Here is a 19,075-nt window from a genome sequence, read left to right as displayed (position 1 = left end):
GAAGGTGTTAGCGGTCTCGGAAGCCCGCAGCGCCCTCAAGGGTTCCTGTAGACGGGTCGAGACCTCCGAATGGGGATTGCTGCCGGCGTTGCTGCTCGGCCTTGTAGCGGTTGATCTTCTCGTCGGCGGCCTGCTGGCGTTGCGCTGCGACCTTGGCTGCCTCCTCTTGTTGCTGGAGGACGTAGACCTGACGGAGGTACTGCGGGGTGATAGGCGGGAGATTCAGGGAGGACACAGCGTCATTCAGGACGATCCCATTGGGCGTCTCACTGATCGTAATGTCGCCCTCGTTGATCCAGGGGCGCGCCTTGGCGATATCACGGACAAACTGATTCAGGATGTCGCGTCCAGCCGTCCAGCTCTCGGCGTTCTGCGGGTCAACCATGAGGGTCCGCTTCTGTACGGCACCCACCGTCTTCCCTTTAGCCGCCCCGTCAGAGGCCTCGAAGGAGACTGTGGACTTCTTCAGCCAGTCATTGACGGAGGCAAGAGCAGTGCCCTCGTCACCTGTACGGAACAACTCGGAGTCGTAGAGCGTTCTCGCGGCATCTCGAAGTGGAGCCGGAAGGTACGGAACTGGGGAGGCCGAGGAGGTAAGCACCTCGTTCCACTTCTGGTCCTGCATGATCTTCTCTTCCCGCGTCAGCCCCTTCTTCTGGCGTTCGGCATCTACGATTGTCTCCATGCCGAATCCAGCCTTCTCCAGAAGTGTGATCCGTGAAGCCAGTGCCGAAGCCGTAGGGTAAAGCTGAGTGATCGTCACGGGGTCCCGCTGGTAGATGCCTTGAAACTCGCGGATTTTCGCCATGTTCTCCTCAGTGACCTCAGCAGTCCCCGAGATAACAAGCCCCTGAAACTGGTTCATCGCGTCAACGGTGAGGGTCTGGAAGTGCTTCCTGAATGGCCCGTTCTCGCCGTCGGCTCGCAGATAGTTGAGCTTCTGACGATCTCGCTCCTCAGGGGCCAGGCTCATTCGATCCAACTCGCTTAGCTTCTTGATCGCAAAGTTCGCCGCATCCTCCTCCGTGAAGTTGCCTGTGTCGGGCGTCGTCTCGTAGGTACGCCAGTCGGTCGAGACGTTATCCCCGGCAATGCGCTGGGCATACTTGGTCTCGAACAGCAGTTGACGGTTATCTGCCTTGATCTGCTTGTCCTGCTCCTTTCGGCGCCGGACGGAATCCTCCGAGATCATGGCCAGCACCCGGCCCCTGGCAGCATTCAGCTCCTCCGTCTGGCGGGTCACCATGCTGGAGTCCTGAACCTTGTTGAGCTTGCCTTGCATGGCCGACAGTTGCGAAAGGGCCGTATTGGGGTCGGTGTTCGCCACGGCCAGGGCGTTTTGAATGCCGAAGGTCCACTGCTGGGTCATGTCCCGGTTCCGCTTGAACGCAGCTTCCCCGGCCTTGACCTGATAGTTCTCCAGCACCTCCGGGCCCACGATGTCGCGGACCTTCATCTGCTTGCCGTAGAGGGTGACCTCCTGATCCCCGATGTTCTTGAAGAACACATCGGCGCCCGGCTGGGCCGCGTTCTGCGCAAGGGAGTCCCGAAGAGCACTGATTGCCATGCCTTCGGTTGGGATGGAGCCCTTGGCGAGGCTCGCGGTGAAGTAGGTGGCGAAATCCGCAGGGGCATTGGGAGACCGCAGGAAGGCCTCGTCGGAGAACATCGAACCGAGGTCCGAAGTGGTCTCCATCTGGGCAATCGCCTGGGTCTGCTCGCTGAGCTTGCGGGCGTGCTGGTCGAAGATCGCTGCGTTGCGCTGAACGATGTCAGCATTGAAGCCGCGCTGGTAAGCGGTGTCCGAGTGGTCTACCCCTACCGCTTCGGCGTAGCTCTTGGCCTTTTCTTCGAGGCGGGTGTTCCGGTACTCGGTCAGCTCTTCATGGGTCTTGAAGGCCCCTTGGTCGATCTTCTCGCGAATCTCCGTCTCGACCTCGAAGGCAGCATTGCGGCCCGACTTGAACCGCAGCGCTTCCATCGCATCGGGATCGTCTTGGTACAGCAAGGTTCCGTTTGCTACTGCCTGTCGGCGCTGCTCAGGGGTGAGCTTGCGGATGATCTCGTTGGAGCGCTCATCGGCGCGGCTCTGATTGAAGCTCTTCTGGGCACTGTAGAGTTCGGTGGCGGACTGTCCGAAACGAAGGAGCGCTTGCCCAATGCCCTCCCCTTGCTGGGGAGCCTGGAAGGTGGCGGCGCGATACCCGAGGCGCCCCGTGTCCCGCAGACGCTCGACCCCGCTCCGCTCCTGCCCCTCTACTGCCTGTTGAATCTGGTTTCTCATGTCATCTCCTAACCCTTACCGGCTGCCTTGCCTGCCTTGGCCGACTGCATCTGCTGATCGACGCCGTAGCCCTGTGCTGCCCCACCCATGCCTGCCGAGACCACATTGAGGGCGCTCGCCAGCTTGGAGGTGCGGAACACGGGGGCACTCGATTTGAGCTGGGCCTTGGTGTTCTCGACGGTGCCGACTTGGTTCGCGAAGATGGTCTGGTAGTCGCGCTGATAGTTGTCCAGAACGGACATCTTCTCCCGCGAGGTCTCAGCCTCGGTGACCCGCTGGATACGATCCATGGAGGCACCCGCGAGGTTGGACTCACCGATTGCCGCTGCGACCATCCCCTGGTTCCGTAGGGACTTGAGGTTGATCTCGGTCATCTGCTGCTGCGCCTGTTCGGCCTTGTCCTTGGACTCAAGCGCAAGGTCCGCATTGGCGATGTTCATCTGCTTGACCATCTCGATCTGCGACTTGCGGCGGGCATCCTCTGCCTTGCCTTCGGCCTTGGCCTTGTCGTGGGCACCCGCAGCAGCGCCTGCTACAGCCATCACAGCCATCGTGATTGATACTGGCTCACACATGGCGGCCTCCTAAAAGAAGAACTGCTGGAATCCGTGCCCGTTGTGGTTGAACCGTTGGCCCCACTCGGCCCCCAGATGGTTGAGGAGCTTGATGTGAGACGTGTTGGCTTCGGACACGGCGTTGGTGAAGTGGAAGCGGCCCCTCGGGTCCTCGCGCTCAGCCGCGCGCTTGATGGCCTGGAGGTGCCCCCTGAGCAGGGCGAGCATCTTGGAGCGCCCCTTGGCGGACAGCGCTTCGGCGTGAGTGGTGTGTACGAACCAGATGAGCCCCAGGCTGTGCCCGCCTACCGCCAGGACATTCCCTCGGTCATCGGAGATGTGCATCACCGTGGGGTCGTCCGAGGATGCCGTAAGGACCTCTACCGGGTCCCGGCCAGCCCCTACGCGCTCCATCTCGTCGCGGTCGCTTTGGGCAAGCGCCAGGGCTGCCTGGAAGAGGTGCAGGTAGTTTGCTTTGTAGAGCCTCATTGAACCTCCCTGTAGTTGAAATGAAAGAAGGCCCCGAAGGGCCTCCTGTGGTTAAACGCCTGTGGAGCGCCTGAGGTAGTTGCCTTCCCAGCCGCACCCGATGATGTTCACGGGCACGGGCGCCTTCGAGAACAGGTAGACCTGCTGGCGGCGCGCATCCCCGGTGACTGGGAACTTGAACTGCCCAGTGCCTGCGTTCGGGTAGCCGAGCATCACCGAAGAGCCCAGGCGGCCGCCCGACATGGGGTAGGTGTAGCGTGTCGATCCGTTGTCCACGGTGATCTCGAAGGCACCTGAGTCCTCGTAGTTCACCCAGGCGCGCCGGAGTTGAAGCCGCCCAATGTCCTCAGTGCTCGACGATCCGTCGTCGGCGGTCTGTTTGATGAGGAACTTCGAGAAGCCATAGGCGAACTCAAAAGCGCGCCCCACGGTGAAGAACTTGGAGGTCATGTCGCCATCCAGCCGTAGCAGTGGATCAGCCGCCCAGCCCCCTTCAGGCATCTTGTGGAGGCGGAACACGCCATCCTCCGAGATCGTCCAGAAGTCGCCCTCTCCGGGAGTGAACCCGTAGAGGTCCCTGAGGTTGAGCTTGGTCAGGTACTCGTTGTCATCGAAGGTGGCGGGCTTCACCTGGACCTTCATGTCCATGTAGGAGCGCCAGGGCTCATGGCTGAAATCAACGGTGTCCTTGGTGAACTCCACGCGCTCCATGGTGATGCCACCTGGGCGCCTGAGGATCAGCCACATGAACGACCCGATGCACGAGGCAGTCAGGACCTCGACGCCCTCCCCCATCTCCCAGTGACTCCACGACTGCTGGACAACGTTCTCGTCCATGTAGAGGAACTTGTAGATGAACACGCAGCTCCGCTCGGAATCGCTGAGCACCGTCAGGAAGTTCTCCGTGCCGGAGCCATGCAGCGCGAACACAGTGTTTGGGACGTAGCTGGGAACGTGGGCCGAGATGTCCTCAGCGCTTTTCACGTCGCTCACGTCCTGAACCGCGTAGTACCGCTTCACGGAGCTGTAGGATGCCCGTGGACTCACGAAGTAGACCCCTCGCCCGATCCCGAAGGGGCGCGCGTAGTCGCTCACATCGAACTCGGTGGTGAGGTCAAGCTGAATGGTCTTGGTGGACATCACGCCGGCACTGGTCAAGACGAACTGCGCTTGGTCGCTCCACAAGAGCAACTGCTCGGAGAACGGTACGGCGTACTTCAGGACCGACACCCGATTATGGCTGATCGCAACGTCAATCGGATCGTCGTCGCTGAGCTGGGCAACGGAGGCCGGGAAGAAATCGAAGTATTTCGAGGTCCGGCTCATGATGACGTTCTCGCCGGAGAGGAAGCCGAGGCGGTTCCTGAAGAAGAACACGTCGTTCAGGGTGTAGTCGACGAAGCTCGGCATCGGGTTGGTGTCGTCATCACCTGCGCTTCGGGTCCCCCAGGTGAGAGCCCGGAAGTCGAACTGCCCATCAGCGGCCCGTATGAGTGCATGGGGCATGGACAGGGGGTCCACCCCGGTGATGATTCCCGGCTTCACCGTCTCCTTCCAAACCGCCCCGGCTGCATCGTAGCGGACCCAGTAGTTGTCCCCGGACTTCGAGGACTCCCCAGTGATCTCCACCAGATAGCCGTCCTTGCACTGTAGGGGCAGCTTGGCGAAGGTCTGGACCTGATGGATGAAGGCGTTGAGGAGTTGGTTGGCGTAGCCGTCAGCGGTCTTGATCGTCGAGATCATCTCGGAGGTCTTGGCGCTAATCAGCAGCCATCCCTGGCCCGCCTCGGCTGCCCACTTGGCAGACGCATTGATCTGGTTGGCCAACTGGGTAGCGATCCACTGGGCATCGGTCTGGGTCACATGGGACGCTGTGGAGCCATCCGGCATGACCAGCGAGGCCACCTGAACGTCGTTCACGGTGATGCTCAAGGTTCGCCCGTACTGGCCGCCACGGACGTTCACCACTGCGCGGGACTTCAGGGCCGGATAGCCTTGATGCGTGGTGGTGTTGGCCATCGTGATCTTCTTGTTGCGGTTCACGATGAACGTGTAGTCCGCCACGGTGACCATCCTCAGGTCTTCCCGAGGGTTCTGGCAGTTGGCGTAGCCGTTGTACCCACGGACCTGATAGGAGCGCCCGAGGAGGTCCACCACCTCAACCCCCGTCCCGGTGAAGACCACGAAGTATTGCTCGGCCTTGTCGCGGTTGATGAGGTGAACGGCTGGCTTACCGGGCCACTTGGAATCCGGCCCGAGGTGCTTGACGAAGGTGGTGGGCGGACGCTTCTGGAGACCTTCCGCCTCTGAGGACCACCCGTTGATCTGGAGCGCGCCCTGGTTGGGGAACCGGAGGATATCCGGCTGCTGCGAGATGCCGCCTTTGAGGTTCTTGACGGACTGCGATACGAGACCCATTGGACCTCCTATCGCGACAGTCGGCCAGCGACCCAGGCGTCACCGTCCAGCATGTTGAAGGCGCCATAGTCCAGCTCGAATTCCTGAACGGCCTGCCAAGCGTCCTGCTCTTCGAGCTGCAGCGAAGCCTCGATCTCGGCGGCCCCGAAGAATCGGATGTTGAAGCGCCGCGCGGCCCTGGCGACGATGTAGGTACGGAACTGGATGGGCATCTCATCGAAGGACTTCAGGCGAATCAGGTTGACCGTGATCGGGTCGTTGAACTGATCGGTCTTCGCCGTCCGGTCGTACACGTAGCCGCCCCGGTTGGTGTAGACGGTGGCCCCGCTCTGCGACTTCACGGAGAGGAAGTCCGGGAGCCAGTTGATGAGCTTCGAGAACACATCGGGGGTCAGGATGGCGTCCTCTTCGATGTTGAAGGTCCACCCCTTGGACTGGACTTCGAGGTTCACCCCGTTGAGGATGCGGCGGCAGTTCGCCACGTCAGCGTTTGCGTCCCCCTCAAGGGTGTTCACGGGGCTCTCGCCAATGGCCGACAGCATGTCGTTCACGGCAGCCAGCTCGTCCGAAGTCTCAAGGTTTGCCTCATAGCTGCGAGCCATGTGTGCCTCCTTGCGATTGGCTGATTCAAAAAAAAACCCCTAAGAGCCATTGCGGACTCAAAGGGGTTCGGGAGGGGTTAGGCGACGTTGAAGATCAGCGCGCCAGCGGCTTCAGGACGCAGGCCACCGTGGCCCATCGCGTACTTGCCGATGATCTGGTCAGCCTGGTATTCGGCTCGACGAGCACGCTCCAGGGCCATGTCCTTCAGCTTCACGGTGCCTACCGCCGAGCGGTGGTTGAACAGGCCCACAACGGAGTCCAGTGCGACCTTTGCGGTGGCGGTGGCCTTATCCGGGAAGGCGTGCTTCTGGTTGGTGCCCGCCAGATCATCACCGGCGCCACCGATGGTCAGGTGCGGAACCTCGATGACCTCGAAGCCCATCACGTTGCGGATGTTGCCGGTCTCCGGGTCGATCAGGGCCGAGTAGTTGGCCGAGTTCGGCATCAGGGCCGCCAGGATCGCGGAGTAGTTGTCCGGGGTGGTGTAGAAGCGGCGGTCGGTGGCCGGTACGTAGTTCGAGGTCAGGCGGGCACGAGCCTTGGTCAGGCCCTTCAGGATCGCCTTGCCCATTTCCTCGGAGTCGGCATTCAGGGCCGTCTTGTCACCGACTTGCAGGACCACAGCCTTGCCCAGGCCCGCAATGTTCTCGTCGTTGGCAGCCGGCAGGTTGCACAGGGCAGCCATTTCAGCCAGAACGGCACCGTCAGCGGCCAGGGCCAGGGCTTCACCGAGTTGCGCCGAGTATTCGGCACGAACATCGTAGTGGTTCATTGCGTCTTCGATGTCGAAGATCAGAACGTCGGAAGTCAGCAGGCCGTCGATCTGGATGATCTTTTCGGAATGCTTGATCTCGCCGCGCTTGTCGTCCAGGCTCTCGCCGGCCTTCAGGTAGTAGCCCTTGGTCCGGCCCATGACCGGGAAGGAAGCGGACTTGCCGTTCTGGATGGTGCGGACCATGTGTTTGTCCATGGTCACGGAGCGGCGAGCGAATGCGGTCAGCACTTCGCCACCGAAAATCTTCAGGAACAGAGCCAGTTTGTCGGCATCATTGGCGCCCTTGCCCTGGTTCGTGCCGATGTTCTGGCCTTTAGCGTTTGCCATGTACTACTCCTTGTGCATGTGGTTTTCGAGCGGGCACAGGGAGTCCTCGGGATGTACCCGAAGACGCCGATGTGTCCCTTAAAGTGAGGGTTTTTGCTGAGCGGTCAGAAGGTGCTTGCGGCCACCTTTGCCTCGACCTTGGCGCGGAACTTGGCGTCCAGCCGGTACTCCGCCTTGCTCATGTCAGCGATCATTTCCTGGCGGGAGCCGTAGCCCTCGACAGTAGGTGCAGACCGCTTGGCCGGGACGGCAGGCGCGCTCTTGGTGATGTTGCGCGCAGGCTTCTTGCCGAACTTCTTGGTGTGGCTCTGGATGCCCAGGTTGATGATCGTGCGGATCGCCTTGAGGTCCTGGCGCTCCATGGCTTCGTACAGGGAATCAACGGCACCGGGCGAACTGGCGTTCATGTGCTTGATGATCTTGTCGAAGCTGTCCTTGCCACCTGCGTACTCCACGACCTGGGCAACGAACTGGTGGGCGATGGACTCTTGGCCCTGGATGTAGCTGTCCACGAAGTTGCGCGAGTAGCCGGCCTTTTCGAGCGCCTGATAGGAGGCCTCGGAGAGACCCTTATCGGACTCGTACTCGGCCTCGATCTGGGCCGCGAGGGCTTCCGGGAGGCCGTTCTTGATCGCCTGATCGCGAAGCTCGGTGAAGCCATCGGCGTACTTGGACAGTTGCTCGCTGACCTCCTTGAGGGAGTCGGGAACGTCCGGCAGCATCTCAACGTCGCCGTCTTGCTGCTCACCGGCCTCTTCGTCTGCCTCGTCGCTGCCCTCTTCGGATTCGTCCTGTTGGCCGGACTCGTCCTGCTCCTCGCTGCCCTCCTCAAGTTCTTCCTGAAGGGTCAGGGCGTCATCGCCATCACGGGCGTCCACGTCCAGGGCGAGCATGTTCTGCTCGTGCTCAGCGATGTCCGAGGACGACATAACGGCGTTGTTCACACCGAACTCGGCGTAGATATCCATTCAGTTCTCCATGTTGGTTGAAAGGCGGACACACGGGATCGCGGGATGCACCCGTGGGATGTCCCGTGTGTCGCTATCAGTGAGGGTTTTTGTCAGCCCAGCGGACGGGCCTCGATGCCAGCCGTATCCATGGCCTTCTGCATCGCTTCGGGGCTTGCAGTGGCCTGAGCGCCAACTCCAGCGCCGATGCCTTGGGCAATCGCGGAGCCGCCTTCTGCGACCATCTGCTGCGCCTGTTCCATAGCGCGGTCCTGCTCGGTCTTGAGGAGACCCGCAGTGTCCAGGCCCAGGGCGTTCGCAATGCGAATCTTGAGGTTGCCCGTGTTGAGGTCCGGGTCCTGCATCTGACCCAGGGGCGCAATGGCAGCAATGAAGCGGTTGATCTTGTCGAGGTCCTGGCCACGCCCCAGGGCTTCCATGCCGGTGCTCACGGTGGGCTCGATGGCCTCGCGAGGCAGGTCTGGGATCATGGAGGTCGCCTGGAGTTGAACCAGCAGGACCCGAACGATGGGAAGCTGAAGCTCCTGGGAGAGGATCGAGTAGACACCCCCGAGGGTGTCCTCCAGCTCACCGGCCACATACCGAATCTCTTCGGCGGTGACTCGTTCGCCCGTCCGTTGGACCGCTGAGTTCAGCATGAAGGCGAACGACAGGCGGGCCTCAATGGCATCCGCTACGTTCTTGGCGACCGAAAAGTCAGCGGCCTTCTCCAGTTGCAGGAACTCGATGTCCTGCTTACGGCCCGGAACGAAGTCACCCGTTTGGGCCTTCACGAGGCGGCGGACCTGGGTGATTCCATTGGGGTTCACCAAGCCGACGACCTTCGAGGAGATCATCGCGAATTTCACGATGCTCTCGGTCAGGTTCTCCAGGGAGCGCAGGTCACCCAGGTACTCTTCGCAGTGGCTCCTGCCGTAGTGCTCACCGTCCATCTTGACGTAGCGAACGGGAATCCAGGGGCACGCGGTGGCCGGGTATTGCCCTTCAGAGCCTTCGACCTCCTCGCCTTCAATCTCTTGGTAGCTCAGGTAGTCGCCAGACTCATCGTCGAGGTAAACATGGGTGTAGACCTCCATTTCCTCGTCGGGCTCGTGTTCACCGTCCAGCCGTGTGCGGATGTCCTCCGGTAGGGCCGCGAAGGCGACCTTATCCAGGGTGACGACCTGCAGAACGTTTCCGTAGGGGTCCCGCTGGCACACGTACTGGGACAGCTTGTAGAGCTTCGGCGGGTTGAGCTTTTCGGTCTCGGGCTCTTGGATGTAGAGCAACCCGTTGCCGGCGACAACCAACTGCTTCAGCAGCTCGAAGAACGTCGGACGATAGGAGTTGGACTCCATGAAGGCCATCAGAATCCGCTCGACCATGGACAGCCCCTCGTCCACCTTGGCGAGGCCTTGGGGGTCACCGAGGAGCTGCTTGGCCTGGAACTCAGAGATGGTGAGGCGCATCCAGGGCGCCAGGGGGAACAGAGCGAGCATCAGCTTGGATGCCAGATTGTTCAGACCTCGGGCGCCTACGGCTTGCCACGGGGTTGTATAGTCTGTGGAGGCGTTATCGGACGCCTTGGGGAACAACGCAGGGATCGTGTATTTGGCACAGTTCTCCGCTCGTGTCTCATACGGTGCTCGGTCAGCTACCAAGCGGTCGTATGTTGCCTTTGCACCGTTGGCGCCGAAGCCTTTGCGAGCTTCAGCCACGATGCGCCTCCTTAGATGTTGAGACCGCTACCGGAAGACCGGGCGACCGACAGGCCGCGCTTTCCTCGGGCCCGAGCTGCCTTCTTGGCGCTCTCGGTGCCCTCATCGACTTCGGTCGAGTCCTCTTTAGGCGCCTCCACTACTTGTGCGGCAGGTGCCGGGGGTGGAGTTTCGACCGGAGCGGCCTTTTTCTTGTCGTCATCGCCACCACCGAGGAGACCCCCGCCGATGGTTGATTTGACGACCTTCTTGAATGCTTTTTTCAGTCCCACTTCGCCCTCCTGGCTTGCTGGGTTACTGGGCACCAGATTGCTTGGTCAGGCTCTTGCGAACCGCCGAACTGCTCATGGTGGACTTCTTGCGCTTGCTACTGGATGCAGTGGACAAGGCGCTGGGGACATCCGTGGACTCCCCTTCCCGCTCGATCTTGGTGATCTTGCCGGTCGATTTGTCGTCGTCAGACGCGCTCTCGGAACCGGACTCTTCACCCCCAAAATCAATGCCCTTGGGTTCCTCTTCAAGAACCGGCTCGGGCGCCGGGGGGTTGGTGTTGACCTTGGGGGTCTTCACCTTGCTGCCGAAGCACATAGAACCTCCCTACGTGATCTGTTGGTCTTCCAGGCGCTGGGCTTGGGCGTTCTCCATCAGTTCGATGATCTCGACTACGGCGTTCGCCCCTTCGATGAACCCCAGGATTGCCTGCTCGGAGAAGCCATCCCGACGCAGATCGTTCAGGACTCCCACTCGCATCAGGTAGGCCGGGTTAAGGCGTGCCTGTAGAAACTGCGAGGCGGACTCCGGGATTGCGGGGATGTCTTCGGGGTTGTCTAACTGGTGTTTCAGAATGGAGAGCATTGAGCCTCCTTTGGGTTGGACAGAAGGTTTCATCCCACAGGGCCCTCCCCTACGAGTGAGGGGTTTTGTAGGGCCCTGGGAGATCAGCCTTGGTTACGCGGGCAGAACGGCGCGTGGGCGGCCTTTCGGAAGCCACGGGATGGGGCGCTTGGTTTCCCAGCAGAAGTCGTCGGTGCGCAGGATTCGGGCTACCTGGGCCTGGACGATAAGATCTTCCTCGGTCATGCCTTGGCGGCGAGCCAGGGAGACCACGCAGTCCCACTTGGACAGGCCATCGTCCGGGTCTAAGGGCTTGGAGACCCACTGAGTGACCTCTTGGCCCTTCCGTGGGCCGGACTTCAAGGTCTTGGTGGTCTGGTAGAAGTAGGTCGGGTTATCCAGCCATTCCAGCAGCGGGACCCCATCAACTTGCTCACCGACCCCAGGGATACCGCCGTAGCCGTCCGTGGTGTCACCCTTGATGGCTTGGTACATGTGCCAGCGGTTGGCCTCAGCGAGCGTGTTGGTGACCACCTTGTTGTTGGTCAACCAGTAGAAGCGCCCAGGCAGGGTGTTGAAGTCCTTGTCGCAGGACACCGGGATCGCTTCGTCGACGTCCAGATACCCAGGGTTGGTCGCCAGGATGCCGAGCACGTCGTCACCCTCCAGGCCGTCCCACTGGAACGTCCGGTAGAAGCCCCAGTCGCCCTCGTTGTTCAGCAGCTCCTTCAGCAGCGCCGGATATCCGACAGGCTTGCGCTTGCCCTTCCGGTTGGCCTTGTAGGAGCCGAGGACCTGCTTGCGCCAGTTGTCGTCGCCGTTGGCGGTCGAGAAGACCATCACCAGCTCGGCGTTGTTGAACTCCTTCAGGCGCTCACGGATGCCGCGAATGGTGGAACGCAGAATGGCCCGAGCCTTGTTGTGGTCGCACTCCAGGGTCCAGATGTCATCGCCCCAGTCCACCTCGTTCTCAGAGGCGGACATGGCGGAGAACAGGAGGTAGTCGCCATCCAGCAGGAGCGCGATGCGCTTACTCTGCTTGGACATTGACGGCCTCCTCTGGAGCTACCTTGGGGGCTCTGGGCTTGCGCCCTCGGGTCTGGGCCTCGGGAACAGCCTCGGCGGTTTCGGCGGCCTCGAAGAGACGGCCCTCCAGGCCGCAGCGCCCATTACGGCCACGAGCCTTTGCACAGTGGTCCACCGAATGGCGGGACTCACCGTCGATGAGGCTGATAGCCGTAGCGACACAGTAGGTTTCCGTGATTTTGCGGAAGTGTTTGCAGTCCTTGCAGAGATTCACATGATCCTCCCGTGTTGTTTCAGAAAGCGGGTGCCCTTGGCGGTCACGGTCCAGACGCCAGAGTTGATCCCGCAGCCGTTGAGGCACGTCAGGTGGCCCCGAGAGGCCGCTTCTGCGATCTCTGGGGCGTGATCCCTGGCGTAGTTCGATTTGAAGGTTTTGGGTTCCATCTTCATCGTGAAGAGGACCCGGAGGTATTCATCCATGGCTCCCTCGGTTATCGGGCGACCCAGGCGGTCTTGATCGGGGAAACAGAGGCGGCGAACAGCTTGTCCTTCAGCGAGTCAGCCAGCAGTTCCTTGAAGAGCGTCTTAACGCCGGCCTTCATCACCGAGGCCAGCATCTGCTCGTCCTCCATAGCGAGGTAGCGCTTGATGTTCTCTACCTCAGCGAATGCCTGGGCTCGGACCTTGGGCGATTCCTTTGCGAAAGCCGCCCCACGCTGGGCTACTTGGAAGCCAGCGAGTACAAGCTGCAAGCTCTCACGAAGCTCAAGTAGTTGCTCCGAGGTGGCGACTACACGAGTCGAGAAGGTGTGTTCCATATGAAGAGTGATGGCCATAGGGTCTCCTTAGTGGCAGTCGCGCCATGTCCCACCGGCCTTGGCTTCGGTGTCGAGTTGGCAGCGGAAATTGAAGAGTTGCTGGACGTTGCGCATGGCCTGCTGGCCAGCGCCCTGGAGGATTTCGGCGATTGCCGGGGCGCGCGCCGCGAGTTGAACCTCGTCGTGGACCCAAGCCATGAAGCAGAAGTCGCCGTCCCATCCATGGGTCAGCCCGTGCTCTTCCATGAGCAGGCGCTCCAGCTCGACCACCCAGGCCTTGCAGATCAAGGCGCCGGCAGACTGGAGGAGCGTATTGAGGGCGGCGTGTGGCGAGCGGACGTGGACCTTTCGGCCATCCAGACCTTTGATCCAGCGGCGGCGCCACTTGATGTCGAACTTCTTGAGCGCAGCGTTCCATTTCTGCGACTCGATCAGGGAGTCCTCCAGAGCCGTCCGTAGCCCGGAGATCGCTGGGGTGTTCTCAAGGAAGGCCTTCTTCAGCTCCTTGCCTTCGGCCTTGCCGCCTCCCACGAAGCCACCGACCTTGGCATCACCCGCTCCGTAGAGGAACGCATAAATGAAGGTCTTGGCGATGGCCCTGCGGGCCTCGTGGTAGTCGTTGTGCTTGTCCCTGGGCTCATCCGGGCAGATGCCAGCGGCGATGCCGTTGACCCAGTGGATGTCCCCGTTGAGGACAGTCTCCGCGTACTGGCCACCATCGAAGGGAAACCCGAAGTGCCCCAAGCAGCGCAGCTCAAGCCCCGAGGCGTCGATGCCCACTTGGACGGCTTCCTGCCATCCTGGGAGATGCCTCGCGTAGATCGCACCGAAGAGGCTCCGGCACTCCGGCCCATAGGGAGCCGTTGAGCTGGGCACTTGGCCCATGTTCGGGAACGCATGGGTGGCACGTCCTGTGACCGCCCCATTTGGGTTCACCGAGCCATGCATGAAGCCGTCCTTGCCGACCAGTCGCATCCATGCATTGTCGCCTTCAGCCAACTGGCCGATGCGCTTCTGGATCATCAGGTACTCGCGGACCAGCTCGATTGCAGCCTGAGCCTTGGGGTCCGATACCTTGACGTTCTCCAGGACCTCATCGTCCACCACGGGAGCGCCGTTGTCGGTGAAGTCCACAGGGACCCACCCGGCATCCTTCAGGACCTTTACGAGGTGCTGCCGGCTCGCGGGGTTGAACGTGATGTGCTCGACGGGTGTGTAGGGCGCACCTTCCATGGTCTCGCGCTTGTCCCTGCGCTTCTTCTTGCCCTCCCCGAGCCAGATTTGGCCGACCTTCGGGTACTTGACCCTCGGGTACTTCTCCAGGGGCTTGCCCGTCCGTGGGTGCCGGAAGAACTCCGTGCCGCCCTTGGGTTGATACCAAGAGCCGAACGTTCGGATGAGCTGGATGAGCAGATCGGAGCGGCGTCCTGCCAGCTCCACGAAAAGCGCCTCTGCGCCCTTCTGGTTGAACGGGAATCCATTCCGTTCCATCTGGGCCAGCGTCCATGCGCACTGGTGCTCAAGGCGGACAGCGTGCATGCCCAGCGTGTCCCCATCCGTGGGGAAGTAGTGCTGGTCACTGATGATCTTCTCCATCAGCAGAGTGGTGACCTGAACGTCCTGCACGCAGTAGTCCAGCATCTCCTCGGTGAACACCGCCCAGGCATCCTCTTGTTCGCCATAGACGCCCTTCAGGACGCCCAGGCGGTAGCCCCAGGCCTTCAACGAGTGAGAGCCGAAGAGCTTCCCTGGCAGCTTCCCGGAGCGCAGCAATGCGCCATCTCGGTCACGGATATTCGCGAACACGAGGCGGGAGCCCACGAGGGTGTCGAAGATTTTGTGGCGGGGGATGTTCAGGCGTTTGCCGGTAAGGGCTCGCTTGAGTTTGTCGAGAGCGGGGTGGTCGTACTTGATGCCGTTATGGAAAACGATCAGCCCATCAGGCTTGGCAGCCTCGGCCTCCAGGGCCTTGATGTAGGCGATGAAGTCGTTCGGCCTGTACTTGGTGACCTCTCGGGAGAAGAAGTCGATGGTGACGCCGCAATGGAACTTGGTGACATCCTCAAGAAGCCCATCCGTCTCGATATCGGAGACGAGCATGGGTGCTCCTTGCGTTGGTTGATCTCAGGGGAGTCCTCAGTCCTTGAAGACTCCCGAGGCATCAACCCAGGAGGGGCTTGATGCGAGCCGCTTCGGCTTCCAGGGAGGCGGCCTCGGCCTGGAGTTCGATCTGCTTGGCCTTGAGGGCGGCAGCGGCTTTTGCGGCCAGATCGGCCTCGCGCTCCTTCAGCTCAGCGGCTTTGCGGATCGCGGTGTACAGGCGGGTGATGGTCCAGCGGTAGGCTTTGATCAGAAACATTGGGTACTCCTTGTGTTGGTCAGAAATCGCCGCCTTCTTCCTCCTGCCCTTCCCAACCAGTGCTTTCGGGAGCCCATCCACTGGGCATCGCTTCGAGCCAGCCGGTTTGCGGGCTGTAGAGCATGTAACCGGCGACCCCGGTGTATCCGGTGAAGCGGCACTTGAGGACGCGGAAAAGGACGATGTTGGGGTTTTCGCCTTGCTGATTCCGTTCAGCGGCGATGATGGTGTCCGAGAGCTGGCGCAGAGAGCCGGAGCCACGGAGGTCGGTCACCTTGATGACCCGGCCTTCCTCGTGAGGGGTGCCCTTCTCGGGGTTCTTCAGGTGGCAGATGACCACCATGAGGATGCTGTTGGCCTTGGCGAACGCCTTGAGCTTGGTCATGAGGCGGTCGATGGTCTTGCGCTCGTCCGAGTTGTCGTCCATGGCAGACACCACGATGCTGATGTGGTCGAGGACGATGACCTTGCAGCCTTGCGCCTTGACCATGTAGTGCAGCTTGGCGATCAGTCGATCTTCCACGGACTCCGCGAAGGAGTCGTAGAGGAACAGGCGGTCGGACTCGAAGATTTCGTCGAAGGCAGCGTCGAAAGCCTCTTCCGTGGTGGCCTCCGGGTTCTGCCTGTAGCGGGTCTTGAGGTGCAGACCCACGAGGTCCTGGACCGTCTCTTCAACGGCCTCCTCCAGCATCGCCACGCCTACGTTGATGCCCTGCTTGTGGAACCAGTTGTAGGTGTTCTGGCGAACGAAGGTACTCTTCCCTGAGCCGGACCCGGAGGTCACCAGCAGCAGCTCGCCTTCCCTGGCGTCCTTGGTCATCTCCCGCAGCTCCTCAGGGGCGCTAAGCGGGATCGTCGGGGCTACCTTCTTCTCCTTGACGCGCGCCTTCAGGCTCTTCGCGGAGACCACACCGTCCGGAATGAACGGGGAGGCATTCCAGATGGCATCCATGACGGCCTTTCCTTGGCTCGCCAGAAGACACTCGTTGGCATCCTTGAGGGGCAGTACAGCGATCTTGGCCTTCCCTGCAGGGCAGACCTCAGCGGCTTCCTGCGCAGCAGCTCGCCCGGGCTCATCCATGTCGAACATGAGGATGATCTCGTCGAACTGGTCGAGGTATTCGTAGTTCGCGGCGATGCAGGCTTTGGCGGACTTCGAGCCCTGCGGCAGCGAGACCACCGGGTACTTGCCGCCCTGGAGCTGGGCCACAGTCAGGCAGTCGATCTCACCTTCCGTGATGACGATCTTTTTCCCGCCGTTCCACAGTTGGCGCCCGAAGAGCAGTTCCTTGCCCATCGCGCCCTTGGCCTTGAAGTTCTTGTCCTTGTCGCGGAGCTTCTGGCCTACGAGGGTTCCGTCCTCGCTGTAGTAGTTGGCGATCTGGTAGGTGACGCCGTTGGACTTCCCTACCCAGTACCCATACTTCCGACAGATGTCAGCGCACAGGCCACGAGAAGGCAGATTGTCGTAACGGCCCTGGCTCTTACCGAACTCCAGGCAGCCATCAGCAACACGAGGAGCAGCCCTGGGGCTCCCCTCTCGGCCATCGCCAGGAACATAGGCCTCGCAAGAGAAGCAATACTGATGGCCATCGGTGTACAGAGAGTTCGCATCCGAAGAACCGCAGTTTTCACACGGCACATGCTGAAGGAACTCGCTTTCGGTCTGGTCCAGTTCAGAAGAGACCATCAGCGCCCCCTACGGGAGCCTCATTGACGACCTCGCCGGTGGCCCTGCGGGGAATCAGATCGAGGTACTTGTCGAACATCCGGCCACAGCGGGAAGCCGAGGCATCCTCGCGGACTGCCACGAGTTGGCCCCAGTGATGGCGACCGACGAAGCGCACATAGGCGCCTTCGATGCCATTGCGGGTGTCCACGATGGCGAACTGGTTGAGGTTGAAGTCGAAGGCGTCGATGGCCTCGGACACAGAGGTGCAGCGGTAGAGCACCACGTCGATGTCGGCACCGACCAGCTTGAAGCCGCCGATGATGCGATCCGAGGTGGACTCGCCCCGGTAGAGGTGGAAGCCCACGGCGGCAAGATTCGCCTCTGCCAGGAGAGCTTCGATGACATCCATCGAGGTGTCCGCGACGATGATGTCGATGTCCTTCGGCTTCACACCGAAGAAGATGTCACGAGCGCAGCCGCCCGCGATGATGGCCTCTATGCCATTGGCCTTCAGGTAGTCCAGAAGGTCGAAGGCCTGTTGGAGGCCTGCGCGATTGATCATTTGGTCACTCCCTTGAGAAAGCTGAAGGCGCAGGGCCGCCTCCCAGGGATGGGTGACAGGTGCGCCTTCAGGGTCGTTTAGAGCCAGGAAGCCACGTCGAAGGACGGGCAGGCCTTGCGGTTGTCGAGGTCTCGGTGACCTACGATCCGGGCTGACGGGTAGTCGGCCTTGAGCTTGTCCAGCAGGGTCCGCAGGGACTCAAACTGGGCAGGGGTGAAGTTGTTCTCGGGCTTCCCCGTTGCGTCGATGCCACCGGCCATGCAGATGCCCAGGGACTCGTAGTTGTGGCCCTCGACGTGGGCGCCGATGACACCCTGGGGACGCCCTTGCTCCACTGTGCCATCGCGGCGGATGACGAAGTGGTAGCCGATGTCCAACCAGCCGCGCTCTCGGTGCCACTGGCGGATTTCACGAAGGCCTATGTCCATGGTCGGCTTGGTGGCCGCGCAGTGAACAACGAGGTACTTGGTGGTCATCCGGGGTTTGAACTGAACGCCCATCACTCACCTCCTCCTTTGGCAATCAGGGTGCCTTCGGGGATCGGACGGGCTTTCTCCCGGAGCCAGGTGGCGGGGATCAGCTTGTCGGCAAACTGGAAGCCGTTCTTCTCGCACCACTCCGCATAGGAGGTCTTGGAGCCCTTGTAGAGCTTCGCCCGGGAGGACGAGAAGACGAACCGGATGTCCAGCTCGGGGTATTGCTCTCGGATCAGGAGGTGCTTCTTGCGGTCCTCGACATCGAAGATGCCTTTGGACTCCACGATGATCCCGTTACGCAGAACAAAGTCCGGCGTATAGGTGGCCTCGCGGGCCGGGACCTCGTACTTCAGCTTGTACTGCTCGAAGGCCACGGGGAATCCAGCGGCCTCCAACTGAGCAGCAATCTTTTCCTCAAGGCCGGAGCGGTAGGCGGTTACAGCGGTGCCTGCTGCCTTCTTACGGGCATACGCTCGGCTGCGGACGGTACTCATTAGAAGTCGCCGTCATCAGGCTCTTGGCCGTCGCCGTCTTCCGCCCACTGGTCTTCTTCGCGGGAGGAGCCCTGGGACTCATCGGCCTCGTAGCCGTCTTCTTCCTGGCCGCCCCAGTCGTCTTCACCGCCACCGAACTCGACGAGCTTGGTGAGCATGAAGCCTTCCAGTTGCAGCTTGACGGAGCAGCCCACAGTGGCGTTCCAGCCGTAGGGGACGATGGTGAAACGAGCCTTGCCTTCGGAGCCACCGGAGATGTTCGGGACCTTCTGGATGGCCTTGCCCTTGGCGTCAACGACCTTCAGGACCAGCGGGATCAGCTCGCCTTCCTTCTCGTAGCTCGCCCAGGAAGCGAACTTGAAGGTTACGGTGCCGTCATCGTTCTCGAAGAACGGCAGGTCGCCCACGTAGGGTTCCAGCAGTTTCTTGCCACGGGGCAGCTTCTTCAGCAGTTCGGGCTTCTTCTCCCCGAACTCAGCCACACGAGCCGCGTAGTCGGCTTCATGCAGGTCAACGATCTTCTTGACCAGCGGCTGGGCGAGCTTGCCGGGAACGGTGAGGGACAGCTTGTACTTGCCACGCTCGGAGGCGAAGCCGTCACGACCGAAGTCCGGCTTGGCCAGATAGGCGTAGGGCTCCACGGTGCCGACCGGAGTGAACAGGATTTCCTTCTTGGGTTTGGAACTCATCGAATTCTCCTTGTGTGAGTTTGGGTTTGC

At 61.2% G+C, this 19,075-nt stretch carries 21 protein-coding genes; all 21 read right to left on the bottom strand.

Going from position 1 to position 19,075, the window contains the following annotated elements; genetic code table 11:
* Positions 1–7: 7 nt before the first annotated feature.
* Positions 8–2,284: a hypothetical protein gene (locus RTK35_RS22435; protein ID WP_316909037.1), complete on the bottom strand. Its 2,277-nt coding sequence runs from the start codon at positions 2,282–2,284 to the stop codon at positions 8–10.
* Positions 2,285–2,292: 8 nt separating this feature from the next.
* A complete protein-coding gene (locus RTK35_RS22430) occupies positions 2,293–2,826 on the bottom strand; it encodes a hypothetical protein (RefSeq protein WP_205894789.1) in 534 nt (177 codons plus the stop codon).
* A 42-nt stretch (positions 2,827–2,868) separates the two neighbouring features.
* On the bottom strand, positions 2,869–3,327 hold the full coding sequence (locus tag RTK35_RS22425) for a phage protein Gp13 family protein (RefSeq protein WP_316909036.1): 459 nt from the start codon (positions 3,325–3,327) through the stop codon (positions 2,869–2,871).
* A 51-nt stretch (positions 3,328–3,378) separates the two neighbouring features.
* The gene (locus tag RTK35_RS22420) at positions 3,379–5,745 is read right to left on the bottom strand and encodes a hypothetical protein (protein WP_316909035.1); all 2,367 of its coding nucleotides are present in this window, start codon (positions 5,743–5,745) and stop codon (positions 3,379–3,381) included.
* A gap of 8 nt (positions 5,746–5,753) precedes the next feature.
* A complete protein-coding gene (locus RTK35_RS22415) occupies positions 5,754–6,347 on the bottom strand; it encodes a phage tail protein (protein WP_165672919.1) in 594 nt (197 codons plus the stop codon).
* Between the two features lie 77 nt (positions 6,348–6,424).
* Complete coding sequence (locus tag RTK35_RS22410; protein WP_316909034.1) at positions 6,425–7,450, bottom strand: hypothetical protein; 1,026 nt, start codon at positions 7,448–7,450, stop codon at positions 6,425–6,427.
* A gap of 104 nt (positions 7,451–7,554) precedes the next feature.
* Positions 7,555–8,418, bottom strand: a complete 864-nt coding sequence (locus RTK35_RS22405) for a capsid assembly protein (protein WP_316909033.1) — start codon at positions 8,416–8,418, stop codon at positions 7,555–7,557.
* A 92-nt stretch (positions 8,419–8,510) separates the two neighbouring features.
* Entirely contained in the window at positions 8,511–10,115 is a 1,605-nt protein-coding gene (locus RTK35_RS22400) for a portal protein (RefSeq protein ID WP_165668093.1), read from the bottom strand.
* An 11-nt stretch (positions 10,116–10,126) separates the two neighbouring features.
* Positions 10,127–10,387, bottom strand: a complete 261-nt coding sequence (locus tag RTK35_RS22395) for a hypothetical protein (protein WP_165668092.1) — start codon at positions 10,385–10,387, stop codon at positions 10,127–10,129.
* A 22-nt stretch (positions 10,388–10,409) separates the two neighbouring features.
* Positions 10,410–10,703 carry a putative phage head protein gene (locus tag RTK35_RS22390; RefSeq protein WP_316909032.1) on the bottom strand — a complete coding sequence of 98 codons (294 nt, stop codon included), beginning with the start codon at positions 10,701–10,703 and terminating at the stop codon, positions 10,410–10,412.
* A 9-nt stretch (positions 10,704–10,712) separates the two neighbouring features.
* Positions 10,713–10,970, bottom strand: coding sequence for a phage protein (locus RTK35_RS22385; protein WP_316909031.1), 258 nt, complete (start codon positions 10,968–10,970; stop codon positions 10,713–10,715).
* 93 nt (positions 10,971–11,063) lie between these two features.
* On the bottom strand, positions 11,064–11,996 hold the full coding sequence (locus tag RTK35_RS22380; RefSeq protein WP_316909030.1) for a hypothetical protein: 933 nt from the start codon (positions 11,994–11,996) through the stop codon (positions 11,064–11,066).
* 249 nt (positions 11,997–12,245) lie between these two features.
* Positions 12,246–12,455, bottom strand: a complete 210-nt coding sequence (locus RTK35_RS22375; RefSeq protein ID WP_165668087.1) for a hypothetical protein — start codon at positions 12,453–12,455, stop codon at positions 12,246–12,248.
* 11 nt (positions 12,456–12,466) lie between these two features.
* Positions 12,467–12,811 (bottom strand): hypothetical protein, encoded by a 345-nt coding sequence (locus tag RTK35_RS22370; protein WP_316909029.1) that lies wholly within the window; start codon positions 12,809–12,811, stop codon positions 12,467–12,469.
* A 9-nt stretch (positions 12,812–12,820) separates the two neighbouring features.
* Positions 12,821–14,893, bottom strand: coding sequence for a DNA polymerase (locus RTK35_RS22365; RefSeq protein ID WP_316909028.1), 2,073 nt, complete (start codon positions 14,891–14,893; stop codon positions 12,821–12,823).
* Between the two features lie 61 nt (positions 14,894–14,954).
* Positions 14,955–15,152: a hypothetical protein gene (locus RTK35_RS22360; protein ID WP_316909027.1), complete on the bottom strand. Its 198-nt coding sequence runs from the start codon at positions 15,150–15,152 to the stop codon at positions 14,955–14,957.
* Positions 15,153–15,171: 19 nt separating this feature from the next.
* A complete protein-coding gene (locus RTK35_RS22355; RefSeq protein WP_316909026.1) occupies positions 15,172–16,842 on the bottom strand; it encodes a DnaB-like helicase C-terminal domain-containing protein in 1,671 nt (556 codons plus the stop codon).
* Positions 16,829–17,386 (bottom strand): hypothetical protein, encoded by a 558-nt coding sequence (locus RTK35_RS22350; RefSeq protein ID WP_316909025.1) that lies wholly within the window; start codon positions 17,384–17,386, stop codon positions 16,829–16,831. Before RTK35_RS22350 ends, RTK35_RS22355 begins: the two co-directional genes overlap by 14 nt.
* 77 nt (positions 17,387–17,463) lie before the next feature.
* Complete coding sequence (locus tag RTK35_RS22345; RefSeq protein ID WP_316909024.1) at positions 17,464–17,886, bottom strand: N-acetylmuramoyl-L-alanine amidase; 423 nt, start codon at positions 17,884–17,886, stop codon at positions 17,464–17,466.
* Positions 17,886–18,356 (bottom strand): endodeoxyribonuclease, encoded by a 471-nt coding sequence (locus RTK35_RS22340; protein WP_316909023.1) that lies wholly within the window; start codon positions 18,354–18,356, stop codon positions 17,886–17,888. Before RTK35_RS22340 ends, RTK35_RS22345 begins: the two co-directional genes overlap by 1 nt.
* Entirely contained in the window at positions 18,356–19,045 is a 690-nt protein-coding gene (locus RTK35_RS22335) for a single-stranded DNA-binding protein (RefSeq protein ID WP_316909022.1), read from the bottom strand. Before RTK35_RS22335 ends, RTK35_RS22340 begins: the two co-directional genes overlap by 1 nt.
* Between the last annotated feature and the right edge of the window lie 30 nt (positions 19,046–19,075).

The sequence above is a fragment of the Pseudomonas sp. zfem003 genome, from assembly GCF_032621675.1.
Classification (GTDB): Bacteria; Pseudomonadota; Gammaproteobacteria; order Pseudomonadales; family Pseudomonadaceae; genus Metapseudomonas; species Metapseudomonas otitidis.
This window is presented reverse-complemented; position numbering and strand designations above follow the sequence as displayed.